At 39.8% G+C, this 20,698-nt stretch carries 23 protein-coding genes; 19 read left to right on the top strand and 4 right to left on the bottom strand.

Translation table 11 applies throughout. The annotated features are described in order from the left end of the window. Positions 1–88 precede the first annotated feature (88 nt). From ACIFOT_RS13990 to kapD, 3 genes are all read left to right on the top strand, one after another. Positions 89–373, top strand: coding sequence for a hypothetical protein (locus ACIFOT_RS13990; RefSeq protein WP_430065447.1), 285 nt, complete (start codon positions 89–91; stop codon positions 371–373). Positions 374–501: 128 nt separating this feature from the next. Further along, the gene (locus ACIFOT_RS13985; protein WP_430065478.1) at positions 502–888 is read left to right on the top strand and encodes a hotdog fold thioesterase; all 387 of its coding nucleotides are present in this window, start codon (positions 502–504) and stop codon (positions 886–888) included. 163 nt (positions 889–1,051) lie between these two features. Further along, positions 1,052–1,675, top strand: a complete 624-nt coding sequence (gene kapD, locus ACIFOT_RS13980; protein ID WP_430065445.1) for a 3'-5' exonuclease KapD — start codon at positions 1,052–1,054, stop codon at positions 1,673–1,675. Between the two features lie 195 nt (positions 1,676–1,870). Here the strand turns inward: kapD and ACIFOT_RS13975 are convergent, their stop codons facing one another. Then, positions 1,871–2,254, bottom strand: a complete 384-nt coding sequence (locus ACIFOT_RS13975; protein ID WP_430065443.1) for a kinase-associated lipoprotein B — start codon at positions 2,252–2,254, stop codon at positions 1,871–1,873. Between the two features lie 119 nt (positions 2,255–2,373). Here ACIFOT_RS13975 and ACIFOT_RS13970 point away from each other — a divergent pair, with 119 nt between their 5' ends. The 7 genes from ACIFOT_RS13970 to ACIFOT_RS13940 all read left to right on the top strand — a co-directional run bounded on the left by ACIFOT_RS13970 (position 2,374) and on the right by ACIFOT_RS13940 (position 7,947). Continuing rightward, positions 2,374–3,114: a peptidylprolyl isomerase gene (locus ACIFOT_RS13970; RefSeq protein ID WP_430065441.1), complete on the top strand. Its 741-nt coding sequence runs from the start codon at positions 2,374–2,376 to the stop codon at positions 3,112–3,114. Positions 3,115–3,190: 76 nt separating this feature from the next. Then, a complete protein-coding gene (locus ACIFOT_RS13965; protein WP_430065439.1) occupies positions 3,191–3,400 on the top strand; it encodes a hypothetical protein in 210 nt (69 codons plus the stop codon). A gap of 96 nt (positions 3,401–3,496) precedes the next feature. After that, positions 3,497–4,051 (top strand): superoxide dismutase family protein, encoded by a 555-nt coding sequence (locus ACIFOT_RS13960; protein WP_430065436.1) that lies wholly within the window; start codon positions 3,497–3,499, stop codon positions 4,049–4,051. A 127-nt stretch (positions 4,052–4,178) separates the two neighbouring features. Beyond that, complete coding sequence (locus ACIFOT_RS13955) at positions 4,179–4,604, top strand: hypothetical protein (protein ID WP_430065434.1); 426 nt, start codon at positions 4,179–4,181, stop codon at positions 4,602–4,604. A gap of 110 nt (positions 4,605–4,714) precedes the next feature. Further along, complete coding sequence (locus ACIFOT_RS13950; RefSeq protein WP_430065432.1) at positions 4,715–5,905, top strand: alanyl-tRNA editing protein; 1,191 nt, start codon at positions 4,715–4,717, stop codon at positions 5,903–5,905. A 161-nt stretch (positions 5,906–6,066) separates the two neighbouring features. After that, positions 6,067–7,479 (top strand): NADP-dependent phosphogluconate dehydrogenase, encoded by a 1,413-nt coding sequence (gene gndA, locus ACIFOT_RS13945; protein ID WP_430065430.1) that lies wholly within the window; start codon positions 6,067–6,069, stop codon positions 7,477–7,479. A 90-nt stretch (positions 7,480–7,569) separates the two neighbouring features. Beyond that, a complete protein-coding gene (locus ACIFOT_RS13940; RefSeq protein ID WP_430065427.1) occupies positions 7,570–7,947 on the top strand; it encodes a PH domain-containing protein in 378 nt (125 codons plus the stop codon). Positions 7,948–8,277: 330 nt separating this feature from the next. Here ACIFOT_RS13940 and ACIFOT_RS13935 read toward each other — a convergent pair whose 3' ends face one another. Continuing rightward, positions 8,278–9,441 (bottom strand): MalY/PatB family protein, encoded by a 1,164-nt coding sequence (locus ACIFOT_RS13935; protein ID WP_430065424.1) that lies wholly within the window; start codon positions 9,439–9,441, stop codon positions 8,278–8,280. A gap of 85 nt (positions 9,442–9,526) precedes the next feature. On the opposite strand from ACIFOT_RS13935, the gene ACIFOT_RS13930 reads away from it, so the two are divergent. Further along, positions 9,527–9,790 carry a DUF1871 family protein gene (locus ACIFOT_RS13930; protein WP_430065422.1) on the top strand — a complete coding sequence of 88 codons (264 nt, stop codon included), beginning with the start codon at positions 9,527–9,529 and terminating at the stop codon, positions 9,788–9,790. Positions 9,791–9,917: 127 nt separating this feature from the next. Here ACIFOT_RS13930 and ACIFOT_RS13925 read toward each other — a convergent pair whose 3' ends face one another. Then, positions 9,918–10,151 (bottom strand): helix-turn-helix domain-containing protein, encoded by a 234-nt coding sequence (locus tag ACIFOT_RS13925; RefSeq protein WP_430065420.1) that lies wholly within the window; start codon positions 10,149–10,151, stop codon positions 9,918–9,920. Between the two features lie 220 nt (positions 10,152–10,371). Between ACIFOT_RS13925 and yugI the strand changes: the two genes are divergently transcribed. The 6 genes from yugI to ACIFOT_RS13895 all read left to right on the top strand — a co-directional run bounded on the left by yugI (position 10,372) and on the right by ACIFOT_RS13895 (position 16,703). Continuing rightward, the gene (yugI, locus tag ACIFOT_RS13920) at positions 10,372–10,773 is read left to right on the top strand and encodes a S1 domain-containing post-transcriptional regulator GSP13 (protein ID WP_430065418.1); all 402 of its coding nucleotides are present in this window, start codon (positions 10,372–10,374) and stop codon (positions 10,771–10,773) included. Between the two features lie 140 nt (positions 10,774–10,913). Then, a complete protein-coding gene (locus tag ACIFOT_RS13915) occupies positions 10,914–12,113 on the top strand; it encodes an ornithine--oxo-acid transaminase (protein WP_430065416.1) in 1,200 nt (399 codons plus the stop codon). 24 nt (positions 12,114–12,137) lie between these two features. Then, positions 12,138–13,409, top strand: a complete 1,272-nt coding sequence (locus tag ACIFOT_RS13910; protein WP_430065414.1) for a Glu/Leu/Phe/Val family dehydrogenase — start codon at positions 12,138–12,140, stop codon at positions 13,407–13,409. 93 nt (positions 13,410–13,502) lie between these two features. Beyond that, on the top strand, positions 13,503–14,666 hold the full coding sequence (locus tag ACIFOT_RS13905) for an iron-containing alcohol dehydrogenase (RefSeq protein WP_430065412.1): 1,164 nt from the start codon (positions 13,503–13,505) through the stop codon (positions 14,664–14,666). A gap of 190 nt (positions 14,667–14,856) precedes the next feature. Beyond that, positions 14,857–16,206 carry a glucose-6-phosphate isomerase gene (locus ACIFOT_RS13900; RefSeq protein ID WP_430065410.1) on the top strand — a complete coding sequence of 450 codons (1,350 nt, stop codon included), beginning with the start codon at positions 14,857–14,859 and terminating at the stop codon, positions 16,204–16,206. Positions 16,207–16,301: 95 nt separating this feature from the next. Then, entirely contained in the window at positions 16,302–16,703 is a 402-nt protein-coding gene (locus ACIFOT_RS13895; RefSeq protein WP_430065408.1) for a YugN-like family protein, read from the top strand. Between the two features lie 2 nt (positions 16,704–16,705). On the opposite strand, the gene ACIFOT_RS13890 is transcribed toward ACIFOT_RS13895, so the two are convergent. Continuing rightward, entirely contained in the window at positions 16,706–17,692 is a 987-nt protein-coding gene (locus ACIFOT_RS13890; protein WP_430065406.1) for a potassium channel family protein, read from the bottom strand. Positions 17,693–17,887: 195 nt separating this feature from the next. On the opposite strand from ACIFOT_RS13890, the gene ACIFOT_RS13885 reads away from it, so the two are divergent. Continuing rightward, positions 17,888–19,564: a DUF6044 family protein gene (locus tag ACIFOT_RS13885; RefSeq protein WP_430065404.1), complete on the top strand. Its 1,677-nt coding sequence runs from the start codon at positions 17,888–17,890 to the stop codon at positions 19,562–19,564. A gap of 20 nt (positions 19,565–19,584) precedes the next feature. Beyond that, positions 19,585–20,625: a glycosyltransferase family 2 protein gene (locus ACIFOT_RS13880; protein ID WP_430065402.1), complete on the top strand. Its 1,041-nt coding sequence runs from the start codon at positions 19,585–19,587 to the stop codon at positions 20,623–20,625. Positions 20,626–20,698 lie beyond the last annotated feature (73 nt).

Raw genomic sequence — 20,698 nt, 5'->3', positions numbered from 1 at the left:
TTTCTAAATGATTGCCCACTCATTACCTTTCCTTCTCGCATATGAAATAGTGTAGGCAAGTATAGCGAAAAAGGAGGTATGGTAATTAATGTACCCATATCGAAGTCCCTACCCGGTACAAGATCAACGATTTTTCGGCTTTGGATTACCCTTGGCGATAGGCGGGCTTAGTTTTTTAGGTGGTTTAATTGGAGGCGGACTAGGTGCATCGTTTGCTGCACGTCCATTTTACGGCGGTTTTGGTTACCCTGGCTTAGGCTACCCAGGATCAGGATTTGGTTTTGCTCCAGGACTTGGTTTTGGAGCTCCAGGGCTTGGCTTGGGCTATCCTGGTATAGGCGGCCCTGGATTCGGAGCGCCATTTTATTATTAATCAAGGAAAAAACAGCTCTAGGGCTGTTTTTCCTTTAATAAAAGAAGGAAATTCATGAAAAAAAGAGAATAGGATTAATTATGACGGCTTTCTGATGTACATTACATAGAATGAAAAAGAGGAGGATTATGATGATTAAAGATACATTAATTGAAGCTTTAGGAATCGAAATCACGCATATTGAAGAAGGAAAAATCATCGCAACCATGCCGGTTGATGAGCGGACGCGCCAGCCTTTTGGCATCCTGCATGGCGGTGCATCTGTGGCCTTGGCAGAAACGGTTGCGAGTTTGGGCGCTTATGAGTTAGTTAATAAAGAAGAGGAAGCAGTAGCCGGACTTGAAATTAATGCGAATCATGTTCGATCTATTCGAGAAGGCGTAGTCACAGCGGTGGGCACAGTCCTGCACCAAGGAAGAACCACACAGGTCTGGGATATTAAAATTACCGACAATCAGGAACGCCTTATTTGCGTTTCAAGATGTACCATGGCGGTCATAAAAATCAAAAAATGAGAATGGGATTTTTACCCACTCTCTTTTTTATTGAAATATTTAAAAAATTTAAGGAAAATCGTGTTATAATTGAAAATAAAATAGAACAAAAGCACAGTTTTTTGTACATGTTTCTTTATATAATGGTAGTATAACTGATTCATAAGAAATGGGGGTGAAGAATATGAGAGCAAAGCGGAAATACCTATTTATTGATTTTGAATTTACAATGCCTGAACGTAATGGACGCATGAAGGATTTTTTCGCGGAAATTATCGAGGTTGGAATTGTATCCGTTATTGACGATCAGATCGCCGAACAGTTTTCTTCCTTTGTTACTCCTCTAAAGTTCCCTAAACTATCAGAACGCTGTAAATCTTTTTTACATATTTCACAGCAGCAGGTTGACACGGGCCTATCCTTTTATGATTTTATCCGAAAGCTGGAGGAATTCAATAAAAGTAATCTGGAAACCACTATTGTTACTTGGGGAAATATGGATATGAAGGTACTTCGGCATAATTGTTTGGAGGCTGGTACTGCTTTTCCATTTCATGCTTCAGAATTAGATTTGTCAATGGAGTATAAACGATTCTTCGGAGATCAAAATCAAACAGGACTGTGGAAGGCTGTTCAAGAATATGGCAAGGAAGGGACAGGCAGGCACCACCGGGCCCTTGATGATGCCTTGACTACCTATAATATATTCAAACTTGTTGAAAAGGATAAACGATATCTAGAAAAACCAAAGCCAACCACCATCGGTGACCGGGTTGATTTTTCAAAGTTATTAAATGAATTCGCATAAAAGGCCAAATCACTCAACCTGATTTGGCCTTTAGTGTTTAAACTTATATGTTGATTTGCGCTCCAGGTGCTCGCTTTCCGCGGGCGTGCCGTGGAGCCTCCTCGGCGCTATGGCGCATGCGGGGTCTCCCCTGCCCCGTACTCCCGCAGGAGTCTCGCACCTTCCGCTCCAATCAACAAGGTCCTTTAACACGGTTTAGGCTTTGAAATAATCCTTTTCTAGAGAGTCTATCATTTTTAAGCTCATTTCTGCCCATTGTGAAGATGTTTCTAACAATTCGTTCTTCATTTTATCTACCGCTATTTTTAATGACTCTTTGTAGTCGGGTATTTCGTCTGTATAGGGTTTGACCATCTGCTTTGGAATATTGGCCTGCTCTCTAAAGGCTAATGCGCGCCTCTCATGGAAAATTAGTACATCCGCTTCCTTTGGATTATGAAGATCCCCTTGCATTGGATGCTTAAGAACCCCTAAAACTCTTACTAAATAATGCTGCGGCCGAATATCCGTTATTTCTCCGATATACTTTCCTGTTTTATAGATAGCTGTTACTGAAGTACCAACCTGCAATTCTGACATAAAAAAACCCCCTGACACCCAATCTTTATCTTGATTCTTCCCCTTCATTATGCCTAAATTTAAAACAGAGTGCAAAAAATTTTATTTCCGTTTAAAGTGAAAAAATGGAGGGATGATAAATGAAGAAGCTAAAATTCATGATTGCATTATTTGCTATTATTTTAGTATTGGCAGCATGTGGGACAAGCACAACAAAGAAGGAAGAAGCAAAACCGAAAAGTTCTGAGCCAAAATCGGAACAGAAGGAAGGGGATCAACAAGTGTCAAAGGATGTCTATCCTCAGCTTTCAACAGAGGTTTCTGAGAACGAGAAGCTCGTTGAAATGGAAACATCGATGGGGACAATAAAAATTAAATTATTTCCAGAGTATGCGCCAAAAGCCGTTGAAAATTTTGTGAAGCATAGTGAGGAAGGATATTACAACGGTTTAATTTTCCACAGGGTTATCAAAGACTTCATGATTCAAGGCGGCGATCCTAATGGGAATGGAACAGGGGGCGAAAGTATTTGGGGGAAACCGTTTGAAGATGAATTCTCCAAAAATCTTTTCAACATCCGCGGCGCCTTGTCAATGGCCAATTCAGGCTCTAACACGAACGGCAGCCAGTTTTTTATTGTTCAAAAAACTTCTCTTGACCCGCAAATGAAATCGGAAATGGAGAAGGCTGGATACCCGAAAGAAATGATTGATGCATATGATGATCGTGGCGGAACACCGTGGCTTGATCACCGCCACACAGTTTTTGGTCAGGTTGTTGAAGGCATGGATATCGTTGATAAGATTGCTGACACACCAGTTGAGGCACAGGATAAGCCAGAAAAAGATGTTATTATTAAAAAGATTAAAGTATTAAAATAAGCTTTGTTGGTCGGGATCGTTTTTTCTTGCTATAATGATTTATTAGAGCAAGTCCTTTATAGAAAGGAAGAAAAAAATGTTTCAGTCATTAGTAATGTCCTTGTTTTTATACTTTCCTGAAGATAAATCGGAATATATTCCTGCAGCAATTACGTTTTTTATTTTTTTCATAGGTGCGTTGGTGACGATGAGGTTAATCATTGTTCACTCCAAGCGGGAAGCCAAAAAAGCAAAGGAATTAGAGGACCGAATCCGAAAACACGAGCTCAATCAGAGGAACAGTTAACCGTAGCTGTTCCTTTTTTCTGCCCTTAAACACTGAATAGTCCAATGTTCGTTTGTCTATACTAACGGCAAATTGTCTATTGTAGGGGGATTACATATGAAGAAATTTTGGATGATTATTCCACTTCTCATTCTAACTGGATGCACGGAAAAGAATATCACAAAAATCGATGTGGAATTGTTTAATGCGGCGGGAGATTCTTTGGGAACAGTCAAATTGCAGGAGCAGGCCAGTGGTGTGAAAATGTCCGTGGATTTGAAGGGGCTTCCACCTGGGATCCATGCCATTCATTTTCATGAAAAAGGAACCTGCAAGGCACCTGATTTTAAATCTGCCGGAAACCATTTTAATCCGGAGAAAAAGGAACATGGACTGCTTCATCCAAAAGGCGCCCATGCCGGCGACCTGCCCAATTTAATAGTTGAGGATGATGGGGCCGTAAAGGCAGACCTTATGGCGCCCAACGTCACCTTAAAGGATGATAAGAAATCTCTGTTTACAAAAGAGGGGACCACGCTTGTTGTTCATGAAGGAAAAGATGACGGCATGACTCAGCCTGCCGGAGACTCAGGAAATCGAATTGCCTGCGGGGAGATTTCTAAGGATAAAAATAAAGAAGGTCAAAAGAAAGCACAGGACGATAAAAAATAGTGGGTAAAAGCTATCTCATGGAGCGAGATGGCTTTTTATATGAAATTTTTCTTTTTTGGGTGAAAATCTAAGCTTTTCCAAGGTGTGGACATACACTAACAGGGAGATTGTTAGGAGGCGAGTATTGATGGAGAAAAGACAATTTGGCGGTTCTCAGGGACAGCCTGGTTTTCAGCAAATGGGTTATCCTCAGATGGGCGGATTCCAGCAAGGGTATCCACAAATGGGTGGCTATCCACAAATGATGGGCGGTTATCCGTATCACGGGTATCCTCATATGGGAGGGTATCATCACGGCTATCCACAAATGGGTGGATATCCACATACGATGGGCGGTTTTCAGCAGCCAGGAGGGTCCCCGCAAATGATGGGCGGTTTTCAGCAGCCAGGAGGATCCCCGCAAATGATGGGCGGTTTTCAGCAACCAGGAGGATTACCGCAAATGATGGGCGGACAACAAACAGGTTTTCCTCAAGGTATGGGCGGTCTTCAACCAGGCCAAATGCCACAGACTCAACCATCCACATCTGGTCAACGTAAAGACAAAAAGTAACTATCAATATTTTTGGAAACCTGTCCTTTAAAATACTGGGACAGGTTTTTTCTTGATTTCTCATCCTTTTTTCAAGACAATGATGTTATTAAAATATAGGAGCTAATAAAATGGAAAATAAACTATATTACCAAGATGCCTACTTTCATTCATTTACAGCACAGGTGCTTAAACAAGAGAAGGACGAGGAAGGGAATTGGTATGTTATTTTAAATCAAACGGCTTTTTACCCAACTGGCGGCGGCCAGCCTCATGACATTGGGACGATTGGAGAGACTAATGTAATAAATGTAGAAGAAGTACATGGGGAGATACGACATTACATTGAGGGGCCATTGCTTAATATCGATAATGAAGTAATTGGAGTCATCGATTGGGAACATCGCTTTGATCATATGCAGCAGCATGCTGGCCAGCATATATTATCAGCTGCATTTGAGCAATTGTTTGATTACAAGACCGTTGGCTTTCATTTAGGAAATGAAATGGTCACCATTGATTTGCAGACAGAAAATTTAACGGAGCAGGAAGTGAAGAAAGCAGAAGAGCTTGCAAACAAAATAATATTGGAGAATCGATCTATTGAAGTTAAGTGGGTAACCGAGGAAGAGTTGTCTCAATATCCATTAAGAAAAGAAACAAAGGTTAAAGAAAATATCCGTCTCGTGATTATTCCAGACTTCGACTATAACGGATGCGGCGGAACCCATCCCAAAGCAACTGGAGAGGTTAGTGCAATAAAAGTTTTAGATTGGGAGAGACAAAGGAAAAACATTCGCCTTCAATTTGTCTGCGGAAATCGAGTTCTAAAACTGCTTGGGCAAAAACAGAGAATCCTGTTTCAGTTAACCAGCCTGCTTAATGCACCTGAAAAAGATATGGAGGCAGCCGTTATTCGGATGCTAGAGAATGGAAAATCGCTAGAAAAGCTTTTGGAACAAACCAAGGATCAATTACTGCAATTCGAGGCAAAGGAATTGATTGATAAATATAATGCTGATAATATCATAAATGAAATTTTTCAAAATCGCAGTATTCAAGAACTTCAGAAGTTAGCTCGTTTTATCACGACAAACAATGAAAGTGCTTTGGTTATCTTTGTATCGAACAATGAAGATAAGCTCCAAGTCGTCTGTGCAAAGGGAACGGATAGAAATGAAAATATGAAAACGATTATTGGAAAAGCTCTGCCTTTCATAAATGGTAAGGGTGGGGGAAATGATTCATTTGCGCAAGGAGGCGGTGAAAAGCTTATTACCCCAGAGGAATTGCTGCAGTTATTATTCGAATTATCGAAATAGCAGTCTTTTTTTCGTTTATTGTTACACTTTTACTAATAAAAAAGTGTATTTTTTTTAACACTATAAATATAAATTTTATTTTAAGTGATATGCGAAAAAAATTTTCTTATATGTTATAATTTAAATGAATTTTTTTTCATAACCTTGAAGGGATGATCAGATTGGAAAAGCAAAAAGTTGGGGTTGTCGGTGTAGGTGTAATGGGAAGAAGTTTGGCCCTGAATTTTGAAAGCAAAGGGTTCCCGGTTTCCGTATACGATCTCTCCGCTGAGAAAGTAAATGAAATTGTAGAACATAATAAAGAGAAAAATATAATTGGTACTAACAATATTGAAGAATTTGTTCAATCATTAGAGCTTCCGCGAAAAATTTTATTAATGGTAAATGCCGGTGAAATCACTGATAAAGCGATTAACTCGTTGGTTCCGTATTTAGATAAAGGTGACATTCTAATTGATGGAGGCAACAGTTATTATAAAGATACCATTCGTCGAAATGCCGATCTTGCTGAAAAAGGGCTTCTTTTCATAGGTGCCGGTGTTTCTGGCGGTGAAGAGGGAGCATTGACAGGTCCATCGATCATGCCGAGCGGACAAAAAGAAGCTTACGATGAGGTTGGTCCGCTCTTAACGGCTATTTCGGCTAAAGTGGATGGTGACCCTTGTTGTACATATATTGGTCCAAATGGTGCTGGGCACTATGTAAAAATGGTGCATAACGGAATTGAATATGGTGACATGCAGTTAATTTGTGAATCCTACCACCTTATGAAAACTCTTCTTGGCTTGTCTGTCAACGAGCTTCATGAGGTCTTTAGTGAGTGGAATCAAGGTGAGCTTGACAGCTTTTTGATTGAAATTACCGCTGACATTTTTACAGTAATGGATCAGGAAACTGGAAAACCATTAGTAGATGTCATTCTCGATACTGCAGGACAAAAAGGAACAGGAAAATGGACGAGTCAGAGTGCCCTTGATTTGGGTATTCCGCTATCCATAATAACTGAATCTGTGTTCTCGCGTTTCCTTTCAGCTATGAAGGAAGAGCGTGTAAAAGCCAGCAAGGTGCTAAAAGGCCCTAGTGAAAATAAATTTATTGGCAATAAAAAGGACGTTATTGAATTAATTCGTAAAACCTTGTATTTTAGTAAAATTATTTCTTATGCACAAGGCTTTTCACAATATAAAGTAGCTTCAGATGAGTATAATTGGGATTTAAGACCGGGAGAAATTGCGAAGATCTTCAGAGGCGGCTGTATCATTCGAGCAGCATTCCTGCAGAATATTATGGATGCATACAATCGGAATCCGAATTTAGATAACTTGCTCATGGATTCTTACTTTCAAGCAATTACAGGTGATTATCAGGATGCAGCGAGAGAGGTTGTTTCCATTGCTATTAAAGCAGGGATACCTGTTCCTGGACTCTCTAGTGCACTATCGTATTATGACAGTTATCGCTCAGAGGTTCTGCCTGCCAACCTGCTTCAAGCTCAGCGCGATTATTTTGGAGCCCATACATATCAGCGGGTGGACCGTGAAGGAACTTTCCACACCGAGTGGCTAGAAAAATAATTGGCAAACCAGACGTGGAATTCACGTCTGGCTTTTTTATATATGGAAACTTATATATACTTAAATGAGAGAATTGAGAGGGTGATTTTGATGGGTTTTTTAGATGGTCTAATGGGCAATGCCTCAGAAGTGAATGCACAAGAAATCCAAAAGGAATTTGAACGCGTTTTGGCTCCTAGTGAGAGAATTGAAAAAGCGTATAGGCTCATTCGGGACATGTTCATTTTTACTAATAAACGGTTAATTTTAGTTGACAAGCAAGGTTTAACTGGAAAAAAGGTCGAGTATCATTCCATTCCCTATAAAAACATTACCCATTTCAGCATTGAAACAGCAGGAAGCTTTGATTTAGATGCTGAATTAAAGATTTGGATCTCCGGAAATGCCCTTCCGCTGCAAAAGCAATTTAATAAGAATTTAAATATATATGAACTGCAAAGTGTTTTAGCTGAATATGTGTTGAAATAATCTTTTTATACCTTCTTATCGACCGATGGAGCCAATTTTTGGGTTCGAGGGTCGATAAGAAGAGTTCATAATGACCGATGGAGCCAATTTTTTAGTTCGAGGGTCGATAAGAAGAGTTCATAACGACCGATGGAGCCAATTTTTTGGTTCGAGGGTCGATAAGAAGAGTTCATAACGACCGATGGAGCCAATTTTTGGGTTCGAGGGTCGATAAGAAACGTTCATAACGACCGAGGAAGCCAATTTATCAGTTCGAGGGTCGATAAGAAGAGTTCATAACGACCGAGGAAGCCAATTTATCAGTTCGACGGTCGATAAGAAGAGTTCATATTAACTTAGTGCTCTTTTTAGACGTTCCAGCCCTTCTATTAAATCATCCTTAGGACAGGCAATATTTATGCGGACGAATCCTTCCCCGCCGGGACCGTATTTAGGACCCGGTTCTAATGCCAGCTTTCCTTTTTGAATCAGCAAGTTTCGTAAATCTTTATCGCTTAATCCAAGTTTCCGGCAATCAAGCCAAAGCAGGTAGGTTCCTTCAGAATCAATACAGGTGATTTCCGGGAAATGTTCCGCTAGGAACTGAACTGTATAATCTCTGTTCACCTGCAAATAATTAATCAGTTCTTCGAGCCATTCCTCACCGTGACGATAGGCGGCCTCCATTCCAATTATCCCGAAGGTATTCAAGGAGAAAACACCTTGGCGTTTTTGCTGCTCCTGAAATTGGCTCCGTAATTCCTTATTTTTAATGACCACAGCTGACGCCTGTAAGCCAGCAAGATTAAACGTTTTGCTTGGAGCAATTAAAGTGATGGTTCTATCCAAAAGCTCATCGTTTAAAGAAGCAATCGGTGTATGTGTAAACTTCTTATAGATAATATCAGAATGAATCTCATCAGAAACAATAAGGCAATTATATTGTAAGCATAACTCACCAATTTTTAATAGCTCATCCTTTGTCCAAACTCTGCCAGCAGGATTGTGCGGATTGCAAAGCAAAAATAATTTACAGCCTTCTTGCAAAGCTTTTTCAAAACCCGCAAAATCGATTTGATAACGATCTCCGTCCAATAGAAGTGGTGAGTTTACGACGATACGTTTATTTTTTTCAATCATATCAAAGAAGGGAGTATACACAGGTGATTGAAGCAGCACCCGATCACCTTCCTTAGTAAAAGAATGAATGGCCGTACTGATGGCTTGAACCACACCGCTGCAATATAATAGCCATGAAGTGTTTATTTTCCATTGGTGCCTATTTAACAGCCATGTGTAAATAGCTTCTGAGGTGGAAGGCGGGACAAAAGTATAGCCAAAAACCCCGTGTTCGACACGATTCTTTATCGCATCAATGACGGCCTGTGGCGGCTTAAAATCCATATCCGCTACCCACATTGGCCATAAATCTGACTCTCCAAAAATATCTTTTGTTAATTCCCATTTCACTGATGACGTCTTTAAGCGATCTATCCGCTCATTAAATACCGACATATGCACACCACCTGTAATATTTTCTTACCCTCTGCTTCTTATGATAAAATAAATCCATCAAATGTTAAATTAATAGGAGAAAAAAATGAGAAAAGAGATTCATACAAATTTAAAGTTTGTTGACCTATTAAATGAATGGGATCCCTTCCATTTGAATAATGGCAGCTACGAAACGGAAATCGCCGATGTGATAGCGGCTGTTCATGAGCTCGACCACCCATTAACACTTGCAAAGAGAATTCAAAGCATCTATGAATTTTCCTTTGAAAAGCTCATCCCATTGGAAAGCTGTTTAAAAGTAGCAGGGGAACTATTAGATATTAAGACTAACGATTCTTGCTCGTTGTAAAAAAAGGAAAAAAAAGAGGACATCCCGATAACGGGGTGTCCACTCAAAAAGGGGGGAATACTAGAAAGCTTATGATATAAGGTTTGCCAGATTTCCCCTTTTATATACAACCTTGATAAAAAATTTATTATTGTTCCACTGACGAGGAGTTTGTATGAATTTTATGGTATTCTAATAACTCAGATGCTGCGATATCTAATACAGTAGATAATTTTAAAATGGTCTGACTACTTGGAATTTGTTCACCGGATTCATATTTTTCAATCGTACTTGTTCCCACTCTGATTTTTTGTGCTAATTCTTCCTGTGTCATGTTACGCATTTCACGAGCGGTTTTGATTGTTTGGCCGATTTTATTCATACTGTTCACCTCATCTTAAAATAATAAGTTACTCCATAATAGTGTAACATTGAATAAATCTTTTTTCTAATTCCATATGTTAAGATTTACTGACAATTTTATATTTAGAAGGCGCTCTGTTTCTATTATTTTGCTTTCTTTGATAAAAACAATCCTTTGTGGTATAATCTTATAATGCGTATATAAGGGACTAAATAATTATTTACTTAGGAGTGTTTTCATGTCAGGAAAATTTGAAACAGGAAGTATCGTAACAGGTAAAGTAACAGGAATCCAAGCATACGGCGCGTTCGTAGCATTAGATGAAAATACACAAGGTCTTGTGCATATTTCAGAAATCACGCACGGTTATGTGAAGGATATTAATGACCATCTTAAAGTTGGGGATGAAATTAAAGTAAAAGTTTTATCGGTTGATGAAGAGGCAGGAAAAATCGGTCTTTCAATCAGAGCAACTGAAGAAGCTCCAGTCGAGCAAATGGCCAAAGTGAAGAAGCCTCGCAAACGTCAAGCGGCTGCGATCATTCCAGAAACTGAAGGACAACAAGGTTTTAATACTCTTAAGGATAAACTTCAAGAATGGATTGACCAATCACAGCGTGAAGATTTAATTAAAAAATAAATCATAAATAAAGTCAAGGCAAACTGTTGAAAAGCAGTTGGCCTTGGCTTTTTTTTATAAAAAACTTTCATTCTTTTTTCCTGCTCGGCTACAATAAAGTTATGTGTACATATCATGTTAATGAAATGGAGGAAATGTGAATGGCTGCAAACATAAATACCAATGAACTTATTGAAAAAACAGAGAAATATGGCGCAAATAATTATCACCCCCTGCCAATCGTCATCTCTCGTGCTGAAGGGGTTTGGGTGGAGGACCCTGAAGGAAATAAATACATGGACATGCTTAGTGCCTACTCGGCAGTAAACCAAGGACACCGGCACCCGAAAATTATTCAGGCATTAAAGGAGCAAGCGGACAAGGTGACATTGACTTCCCGTGCCTTTCATAACGACCAGCTTGGTCCATGGTATGAAAAGGTAAGTGAATTAACCAATAAAGAAATGGTTCTGCCTATGAACACAGGAGCTGAGGCAGTGGAAACAGCTGTGAAGGCGGCACGCCGCTGGAGCTATGATGTGAAGGGAGTAGAGGAAGACCAAGCGGAAATTATCGGCTGTATTGGGAATTTCCATGGCCGGACGATGACGGCCGTTTCATTATCGTCTGATGCTGAGTACAAACGAGGATTTGGACCGATGCTTCCAGGAATTAAGCTTGTGCCATATGGTGATTTAGAAGCATTAAAGCAAGCCATTACGCCAAATACAGCTGCCTTTTTAATCGAACCGATTCAGGGAGAGGCGGGCATCGTTATTCCGCCGCAAGGTTTTATGAAGGCTGCTTTTGAGCTGTGTAAAGAAAACAATGTCCTGTTTATCGCGGATGAAATTCAAGCAGGTTTAGCACGGACAGGTAAAATGTTTGCCTGTGAGTGGGAAGATATTGAACCTGACATGTATATTCTCGGAAAAGCTCTAGGAGGCGGTGTGTTTCCAATCTCTTGTATTGTTTCCAATAAGGAGATTTTAGGCGTCTTTAATCCAGGATCCCATGGTTCTACCTTTGGTGGAAATCCGATGGCATGTGCTGTCTCTATTGCCGCGCTTGATGTGCTTGTCGGTGAAAGGTTAGCTGAAAAATCCTTAGAGTTTGGTGAGTATTTTTTAAGCAAACTTAAGGAAATTAACAATCCGATTATTAAGGAAGTTCGCGGACGCGGCTTGTTTATTGGAGTAGAGTTAACGGAACCGGCCCGAAAATATTGTGAACAATTAAAAGAACAGGGACTGTTGTGCAAGGAAACACATGATACAGTCATTCGATTTGCGCCGCCGCTCGTGATTACGAAAAACGAATTAGATTGGGCTATTGAAAGAATCACGAAAGTATTAGGTTAAATTGGGATTGCTAGGGGTGCCAAAATGTGGAAAATTGATGGAGCAGGCAAAGAGAAAGAGACGTTAAACCTTCTTACATCAACACAAACTATCATTCGTGATGCAATAACTGAACTCGGTTTTAACCATGATATGTATCATCTGCTAAAAGAACCTATAAAAACACTCGAAGTCAGGATCCCTGTTCGAATGGATGACGGCTCGACGAAAGTATTTACTGGTTTTAGATCCCAGCATAATGACGCACTTGGCCCGACCATGGGCGGTGTCCGTTTTCATCATCAGTTGAAAGAGGATGACATAAAAGCCTTATCAATGTGGATGAGTTTGAAATGCGGAATAGCTGATTTGCCTTTCGGAGGAGGAAAGGGCGGCGTTATTTGTAATCCAAGAACGATGTCCTTTGGTGAACTGGAACGACTAAGCCGCGGATATGTAAGGGCAATAAGCCAAATTGTCGGACCAACCAAAGATATCCCTGCACCAGATATGTATACCAATTCGCAAATTATGTCGTGGATGATGGATGAATACAGCCGTCTCCGACAATTCGATTCACCCGGTTTTATCACAGGGAAACCCCTTGTTCTTGGAGGGTCTGAAGGCCGCGAAAAAGCAGGAGCAAAGGGTGTCATCATTTGTATTGAAGAAGCGGCCAAGAGGAGTGGAATCAGATTAAAGGGAGCGCGTGTGATTGTCCAAGGGTTCGGTAATGCCGGCAGCTACATCGCTAAGTTTATGCATGAGGCGGGGGCGTATATCGTAGGGATTTCTGATGTATATGGCGCTCTTTATGATCCAGATGGATTAAATATTGAGTACTTACTTAGCAGGCGGGATAGCTTTGGGACTGTTACCACCCTTTTCGAAGGGGCTATTTCTAATCAGGAACTATTGGAACAAGATTGTGACATTTTAGTTCCAGCGGCGATTTCGAATCAAATTACGGCAGAAAATGCTGGAAGCATAAAAGCTAAGCTGATTGTAGAAGCGGCGAATGGCCCTACATCGCTAGAGGCAACCAGGATTCTTACAGAGCGTGGAGTGTTAATCGTCCCTGATGTTCTGGCAGGGGCTGGTGGTGTAACGGTTTCCTATTTCGAGTGGGTGCAAAATAAACAGGGCTATTATTGGTGTGAAGAGGAAATCACCGTAAAATTACGGGATAGAATCGTCAAGTCATTTAATGAAATTTACAACCTCGCGCAAAACCGTCAAATAAATATGCGTTTAGCTGCCTATATAGTTGGCATAAGAAAAATGGCCGAAGCCACAATAGTTAGAGGGTGGATATAATTTCTCCTTGCATTCTTTATGAGTGCAAGGTAATTTTTTTGCAAAAAAATCTTAAATCCATAATAATGTTTAGTGAAAAGGATGGTGTTAATTTTGGATAATTTTACATTTTGGAATCCCACCGTTTTAATTTTTGGAAAAGACCAGCTTGAACAATTAAAAACACAGGTTACACGCTTTGGAAAAAAGGTGCTGCTCGTGTACGGCGGCGGAAGTATCAAGCGAAACGGCTTATATGATAAGGTGACGTCCCTTTTAGATGAAATCGGGGCTGAAGTGTATGAGCTATCAGGTGTAGAACCAAATCCACGCCTTACAACTGCCCAAAAAGGAATTGAAATCTGTAAAAAAGAAGGAATTGAATTCCTATTGGCGGTTGGAGGCGGAAGCGTTATCGACTGCACCAAATTGATTGCTGCAGGTGCAAGATATGAGGGAGATGCCTGGGATTTAGTAACGCGAAAAGCAGTTGCTAAGGATGCCCTTCCGTTTGGTACTGTTTTAACCCTTGCTGCTACCGGCTCAGAAATGAATGCCGGTTCGGTTATTACCAATTGGGAAACAAATGAAAAATATGGCTGGGGAAGTCCTGTGACGTTCCCGAAATTTTCGATTTTAGATCCTGTTAACACTTACACTGTTCCACGCGATCAAACCATTTATGGAATGGTTGATATGATGACACACGTTTTGGAGCATTATTTTCATCTTGAGGAGAATACGGATTTTCAGGACCGTATGTGTGAGGGCTTGCTGACAACTGTAATGGAAACGGCGCCAAAATTGCTCGATGATTTAGAAAATTATGAACACCGAGCAACGATTCTATACTGCGGCACAATGGCTTTAAACGGTATTTTAAACATGGGATACCGCGGCGATTGGGCGACACATAATCTTGAGCATGCGGTTTCAGCTGTTTATGATATCCCTCATGGCGGCGGGCTTGCGATATTGTTCCCGCACTGGATGGAGCATAATCTTTCAGTAAAACCGGAACGCTTTAAAAAGCTGGCGGTAAGAGTGTTTGGCGTTAATCCGGAAGGAAAAAGTGCCGAGGAAACAGGACTTGAAGGAATTAGAAAACTGCGTGAATTCTGGAGCAGCATTGGTGCCCCAGCTAGATTAGCCGATTATGATATTGATGACAGCAAGCTAGAAATTATGGCAGACAAAGCTATGGTGTATGGTGAGTATGGAAACTTTAAAAAGCTGAATCGTGAAGATACACTAGCAATATATCGCGCATCATTATAAATGCATGGACTCGGGCACTCGGTGTCCGAGTTTTCTTATTTTAGGTAGATGAGATTATATTTCGACAAAATCTACGAAAACGTAAAAAATTTATCGAAAATGGGTACGCTTACATGAGAGGAACTTGCTTGATAATCCGTCAGTCATTCGTTAAAGTGATTATTGAAAATAAAATTATGGAGGATCATTCATGACACACGTTCGTTTTGATTACTCAAAAGCATTAACCTTTTTTGGAGAGCATGAACTTACATATCTGCGCGATGCCGTTAAAGTTGCCCATCATTCACTGCATGAGCAAACAGGTGCGGGCAGCGACTTTTTAGGTTGGATTGAGCTTCCAACTAACTATGATAAAGAAGAATTTTCCCGGATCCTAAAATCAGCCGAAAAAATTAAAGCTGATTCTGACGTACTTCTTGTCATTGGAATAGGTGGTTCTTACCTTGGTGCAAGAGCAGCGATTGAAATGCTCCAGCACAGTTTTTATAATTCGCTTCCAAAAGAAAAGCGGACCACCCCTCAAATTATTTTTGTCGGTAACAATATTAGTTCTACATATATGAGGGATGTAATGGATCTCCTTGATGGCAAGGACTTCTCCATTAACGTTATTTCTAAGTCTGGGACTACAACAGAACCAGCGATTGCTTTCCGTATTTTCCGTAAGCTTCTTGAAGAAAAATACGGACAAGAGGAAGCGCGTAAAAGAATTTATGCAACTACTGATAAAGCCAGAGGTGCTTTAAAAACATTATCAAACGATGAAGGCTACGAAACCTTTGTTATTCCAGATGATGTAGGCGGCCGTTACTCCGTTTTAACTGCAGTTGGTTTACTTCCAATCGCCGTGAGCGGCGCAAATATAGAAAAAATGATGGAAGGAGCTGCCAAAGCACAGGAGGATTTTGGTCATTCCGAACTTGAAGACAATGCTGCCTATCAATATGCAGCCGTTCGAAATGCTCTTTATAATAAGGGAAAAACGATTGAAATGCTGATTAACTATGAGCCAGGGCTTCAGTATTTCTCAGAGTGGTGGAAACAGCTTTTTGGCGAGAGTGAAGGAAAAGACCAAAAAGGAATATTCCCTTCCTCGGCAAACTTCTCAACAGATCTTCACTCACTTGGTCAATATGTCCAAGAAGGCCGCCGTGATTTATTTGAAACGATTATTAAGGTTGAAAAGCCGCGTCATGAGCTTACCATTGAAGAAATGGCCAATGACCTGGATGGCCTTAATTACTTAGCCGGCAAAACGATTGATTTCGTCAACAACAAAGCGTTTGAAGGCACGATGCTTGCTCATACAGATGGCGGTGTACCGAACCTGATCGTAACGATTCCATCTTTAGATGAGTATACATTCGGCTATCTGGTTTATTTCTTTGAAAAGGCTTGTGCCATGAGTGGATACCTGCTTGGCGTCAATCCATTTGACCAGCCTGGCGTTGAAGCATATAAAGTCAATATGTTTGCATTATTAGGTAAACCAGGATTTGAAGAGAAAAAAGCTGAACTTGAAAAACGTTTGAAATAAAGATAAAAAAGTGCTGATTGGATTTTACGCAATCAGCACTTTTTTTATTGAAATTGGAGAAACTAACGGTAATGTCTAAAGGGGGTAAATAAATAATGATTGAATTACCATCAAAAGTAGAAGGGAAACAATTTGATTTATACAAGCTTGAACAAAAATTAAAACCAATCGGGTATTCGATTGGCGGGAATTGGGATTATGATCACGGAGCATTCGACTATAAAATCAATGATGATGATAGTTATGAGTTCTTGCGCTTGCCATTTAAAGCTGTAGACGGCCAGCTAGATGCCAGAAATTGTACAGTCCAATTAGAAAGACCATTTCTGTTATCACATGTTTATGAATCAGGATTGGATCAACTAGGGTCTTCAGGAGGAGGTACTTTCAATCAATTTCAAGATCCTGTTGATAAGGATGCCAGTTTTCCAGAACAATATATCGAAAACGGAAAATCGCTTGTTCAAGAACTAGAGTCATTGTTGTTAAACGATTAGCATTATTTAAAAGTCAATAGCTGGTCATTTTCTTCAATCTTGAAAGAATGGGAGGGGTTAAGCATGGTATCCTCCCCTCTTTTGATTCCGATTAAAAGAAAACCTTTTCCGAGCAGCTCCTGACAAAGCTCCATGAAAGTTTTTCCAATATCTGTTTCCATTACTTTAGAAGAAGATAATCGACTTTCCTGGAGCTGATGGATCACGCTAGATAAGAGGCCATCACCATTGGAATGGAGGCTGTTCACCATAAAAACGCTAGTCAGCTTATTAGATTGAATGACCTCGTCAGCACCTGCTCTCATCGCATTAATCACTTGTTCAGCGGTTAATATTTCAACGATGCATTTAACCTTTGAGCATAGCCCTTTAATCGTTAATAAGGTTAATATACTATTCATATCAGCTTGCAGCTCATCATTTCCCCGGTCGGCAGTGATTAAAACCTTTTCTGCCTTTTCGATATCACTTTTAAGGATTGTTTCATCTACATGACCTTTTCCTTGAATAAAATGAACAAATTTTGATTTCACCGGATTTGATTCCAGTGTTTCATCGATTAAGACAATCATTTGTGGAAAGTTAATATTTGTCAGCTTGCTGATTAATTCTTTCGAGCGTTCGTTCCAGCCAATGATAATGATGTGGCTTTCACCTTTAAAAGGAATTCTCCCCTCTGAAAAGGCATCTTGCTTTGTGACTGCGGCTGCTGCGAGTGTTCCAAAATAGGAAGAAACAAAACCTACTCCCAGTAAGATTAAAAATAACGCTGTTAATCTGCCCATTAACGACTGAGGTACATAATCTCCATACCCCACTGTGGAAGCAGTGATAATAGCCCACCAAATTCCATCAAAAATAGTTGGAAAGGTTTCTGGTTCTAATAGATGAATGGTTATTCCGAAGGTAAGAAAAACAAGCAGGGCAATCAGTAATATCCTTACTAGAAGCGGCATTCTTAAAAAGCTTATATAAACCCTATTTGGCACAACCAACACCTCTTTTCTACTAAGTAATATTATGGACGAAATTGGAGGATCTAATAATCATATCTAGTAATTTCTAAAAAACACTAAAACCCTTCCAATCCGTTTGGAAGGGTTTTTTATAGGAATAAATTTTATCAAATTTGTAAAATTTAAACGAAAGTGACCAATTATTTCAAGATTTATGAGGTGTATAAGGTGCTGATTGAAAGAAAAAAAGAGCGAAGATATATCCTCTTCGCCTTGATTGTTCTAGCGGTCTATCTTTCCCCGCTTTTTATTCTTCAAGAAAATGCCCATATTCGTGTCCATGATAATTTGGACTCTAATTTGGCATGGTATAAAGTTTTAGCAAGAAGCGGCGAGATGTTTGGTGGTGTACAGTCTCCTATCCCGCAAATCATTAATGGACTGTTGTCTAGAAATGCCTTCGGAACAGAATATAGCGTGATTGTTTGGTTATATACTCTTCTTCCAACCATGGCAGCCTATGGTTTGAGTCAAGCTTTAACAAGGCTTGTGGCCTTTTTTGGTATGTACGTACTGTTAAAGGCGCATTTACTTCCCGGGGAAAGATGGCTTCCCATTCAAATAGTAACGGCTTTGGCTTTTGCTTTAACGCCTTTTTGGCCTTCGGGGATGCTGAGTACATTAGGGATGCCGCTCGCACTTTGGTCGTTCCTTAATTTTCGGAATCGAGAGGATACGTGGAAGGATTATTTAGTAATAACTTTATTACCCTTATATGCGAGTATTGTCTTAGGCTTTTTCTTTTTCTTAAGCGCTATGGGCATCTTCTGGCTGACAGACGTTGTAAGAAGAAAAGGCTGGAACCTGCGTTTTTTATTTGCCATTGTTTATATGACCTTTATTTTTATGCTAGTAGAATATCGCTTAGTTTATTCGTTTCTATTCACTGCTGAGCCCAATAGCCGAGATGAATATTTCCATGCTCACTTGCCATTTTGGAGTGCTGTTCGGCTCTTTTTTAAAAACTACTTGCTTGGTCACACGCATGTTCTGACCATACATACTTTATTTATTTTACCTGCTACGTTTATTGCCTTTTATTTTGTTTTTATGAAACAGCTTTGGAAACAGGAAAGAATTTTTGTATTTTTATTCGTATTAAATATTTTGTTGTCTGCCTGGTATGCCTTTTGGTTTTATGAGGGCTGGCTTCCGTTGACAAAAAAATTCCATTTTATGGATACATTTAATTTTGCCCGCTATCATTTTTTAAGGCCTCTCGTGATTTATGCAAGTTTTGCCCTGGCCTTAAAGATTATTTCACTCCAGGGATTTTCCTGGAGAAATACGGCGAAATGGTTTGCTATTATGCAAATTGTTTTTTTAGGATTATTTAATGATGAAATCATTTATCAACAAAAACCAACTGTGAAGGAATTTTACGCAGTGGATTTATTCACGGAAATCAAAGAGCATATTGCTCTTCCTCAAGAAAATTATCGGGTGGCCAGCATCGGAATCCATCCAGCAATCTCTCAATATAATGGCTTTTATACACTTGATACCTATAATAATTTTTATCCTTTAAGCTATAAGCATCAATTTAGGAAAATAATTGAAAAAGAATTGGCGAAAAATAAAACGGTGCGAACGTATTTCGATCAATGGGGCGGGCGCTGCTATCTGTTTACGGCTCAGCTCGGAAAAAGATATATGATTAAAAAGGATTCAAAACGACATTTGAAAAAACTAGAGTTAAATACAGATGTTTTTAAAGAAATGGGCGGACGTTATATATTCTCTGCCATCCCAATCGATAATGCCGAGCAAAATCAGTTACTGTTAGACAAAGTGTTCGAATCGAAAAAATCTGCCTGGAAAATTTATTTATATAAGATATTGTAGACATCGGGGGTATATAACAGATGATGGAACCAGTTCTTACGATTGTGGTGCCTTGCTATAACGAAGAAGAGGTATTGCCTGAGACAATGATGAAGCTTGGTCAGCTGCTGCAGGAGCTAATGAGCGATGAGCTTGTTTCAAAACAAAGCAAAATCTTATTTGTGGATGACGGAAGTAAGGACCATACGTGGGAAATGATTTATAAAGAAGGGTTAAAAAATGACCATGTACGGGGCTTAAAATTAGCGCGAAATGTTGGACACCAAAACGCATTATTGGCTGGTTTATTTACCGCTAAGGAACTTTCTGATTGTGTCGTTTCCATTGATGCTGATTTACAAGATGATATTCAGGTAATTCGGGATTTTATGCTGAAATTCCATGATGGCTGTGAAATCGTTTATGGTGTGCGCAAAGGCCGTGATACAGATACGTTTTTTAAACGAAGCACGGCACAGGGATTTTATAAAATCATGAAAATACTCGGTGTCGATCTCGTCTACAACCATGCAGATTTCCGGTTAATGAGCAAAAGGGCTTTGCAAGAGCTGGAGCGATTTAAAGAGGTCAATCTTTTTTTACGGGGGATTGTCCCGCTCTTGGGTTTTCGAACTGACGTGGTCTTTTATGACCGCTTAGAGAGGCAGGCAGGTGAAACAAAGTATCCGTTAAAGAAAATGTTGGCCTTTGCGTTTGATGGGATTACTTCCTTTTCAATCTCTCCAATTCGTTTTGTTTTAATGATTGGCTTTGTCTCATTCTTTATGAGCCTTGTCTTTGGCGGCTACTTTTTAACGTTAAAATTTTTGGGGAATACAGAAACCGGATGGACATCACTAATTACATCGATTTGGTTAATTGGCGGTCTGCAGTTAATTGCGATTGGTTTAATTGGAGAATATGTTGGGAAAATATATAAAGAAGCAAAGCAGCGCCCCAAGTATATCGTTGATATTGATTCCTTTAATTTACCTTTGCCAAGGCATCGTCTGCTTAACCAAACCGGTGAGGATGAGTTTTATAACCTTGATTATAGAAAAATAGCGGAATCCAATAAATAGTTTTTTGTATAAAGAGTTTTCCTGACGATGGAGGCTCTTTTTATTTTTGTCGTACAACCTACTGGCGTTGAAT

This window comes from Neobacillus sp. NRS-1170, from assembly GCF_050468025.1.
Note: the sequence above shows the minus strand (reverse complement) of the source record. Positions and strands in the feature narration are given on the sequence as shown.

Bases quoted from the DNA above. Each gene is read 5' to 3' on its own strand.
- ACIFOT_RS13990 (WP_430065447.1), top strand. From the start codon at position 89: ATGTACCCATATCGAAGTCCCTACCCGGTACAAGATCAACGATTTTTC.
- ACIFOT_RS13880 (WP_430065402.1), top strand. From the start codon at position 19,585: ATGATGGAACCAGTTCTTACGATTGTGGTGCCTTGCTATAACGAAGAA.
- ACIFOT_RS13950 (WP_430065432.1), top strand. From the start codon at position 4,715: ATGGAAAATAAACTATATTACCAAGATGCCTACTTTCATTCATTTACA.
- ACIFOT_RS13965 (WP_430065439.1), top strand. From the start codon at position 3,191: ATGTTTCAGTCATTAGTAATGTCCTTGTTTTTATACTTTCCTGAAGAT.
- ACIFOT_RS13930 (WP_430065422.1), top strand. From the start codon at position 9,527: ATGAGAAAAGAGATTCATACAAATTTAAAGTTTGTTGACCTATTAAAT.
- ACIFOT_RS13985 (WP_430065478.1), top strand. From the start codon at position 502: ATGATGATTAAAGATACATTAATTGAAGCTTTAGGAATCGAAATCACG.
- ACIFOT_RS13975 (WP_430065443.1), bottom strand. From the start codon at position 2,254: ATGTCAGAATTGCAGGTTGGTACTTCAGTAACAGCTATCTATAAAACA.
- ACIFOT_RS13895 (WP_430065408.1), top strand. From the start codon at position 16,302: ATGATTGAATTACCATCAAAAGTAGAAGGGAAACAATTTGATTTATAC.
- yugI (WP_430065418.1), top strand. From the start codon at position 10,372: ATGTCAGGAAAATTTGAAACAGGAAGTATCGTAACAGGTAAAGTAACA.
- ACIFOT_RS13955 (WP_430065434.1), top strand. From the start codon at position 4,179: ATGGAGAAAAGACAATTTGGCGGTTCTCAGGGACAGCCTGGTTTTCAG.
- kapD (WP_430065445.1), top strand. From the start codon at position 1,052: ATGAGAGCAAAGCGGAAATACCTATTTATTGATTTTGAATTTACAATG.
- ACIFOT_RS13960 (WP_430065436.1), top strand. From the start codon at position 3,497: ATGAAGAAATTTTGGATGATTATTCCACTTCTCATTCTAACTGGATGC.
- ACIFOT_RS13910 (WP_430065414.1), top strand. From the start codon at position 12,138: ATGTGGAAAATTGATGGAGCAGGCAAAGAGAAAGAGACGTTAAACCTT.
- ACIFOT_RS13925 (WP_430065420.1), bottom strand. From the start codon at position 10,151: ATGAATAAAATCGGCCAAACAATCAAAACCGCTCGTGAAATGCGTAAC.
- ACIFOT_RS13970 (WP_430065441.1), top strand. From the start codon at position 2,374: ATGAAGAAGCTAAAATTCATGATTGCATTATTTGCTATTATTTTAGTA.
- ACIFOT_RS13940 (WP_430065427.1), top strand. From the start codon at position 7,570: ATGGGTTTTTTAGATGGTCTAATGGGCAATGCCTCAGAAGTGAATGCA.
- ACIFOT_RS13935 (WP_430065424.1), bottom strand. From the start codon at position 9,441: ATGTCGGTATTTAATGAGCGGATAGATCGCTTAAAGACGTCATCAGTG.
- ACIFOT_RS13915 (WP_430065416.1), top strand. From the start codon at position 10,914: ATGGCTGCAAACATAAATACCAATGAACTTATTGAAAAAACAGAGAAA.
- ACIFOT_RS13900 (WP_430065410.1), top strand. From the start codon at position 14,857: ATGACACACGTTCGTTTTGATTACTCAAAAGCATTAACCTTTTTTGGA.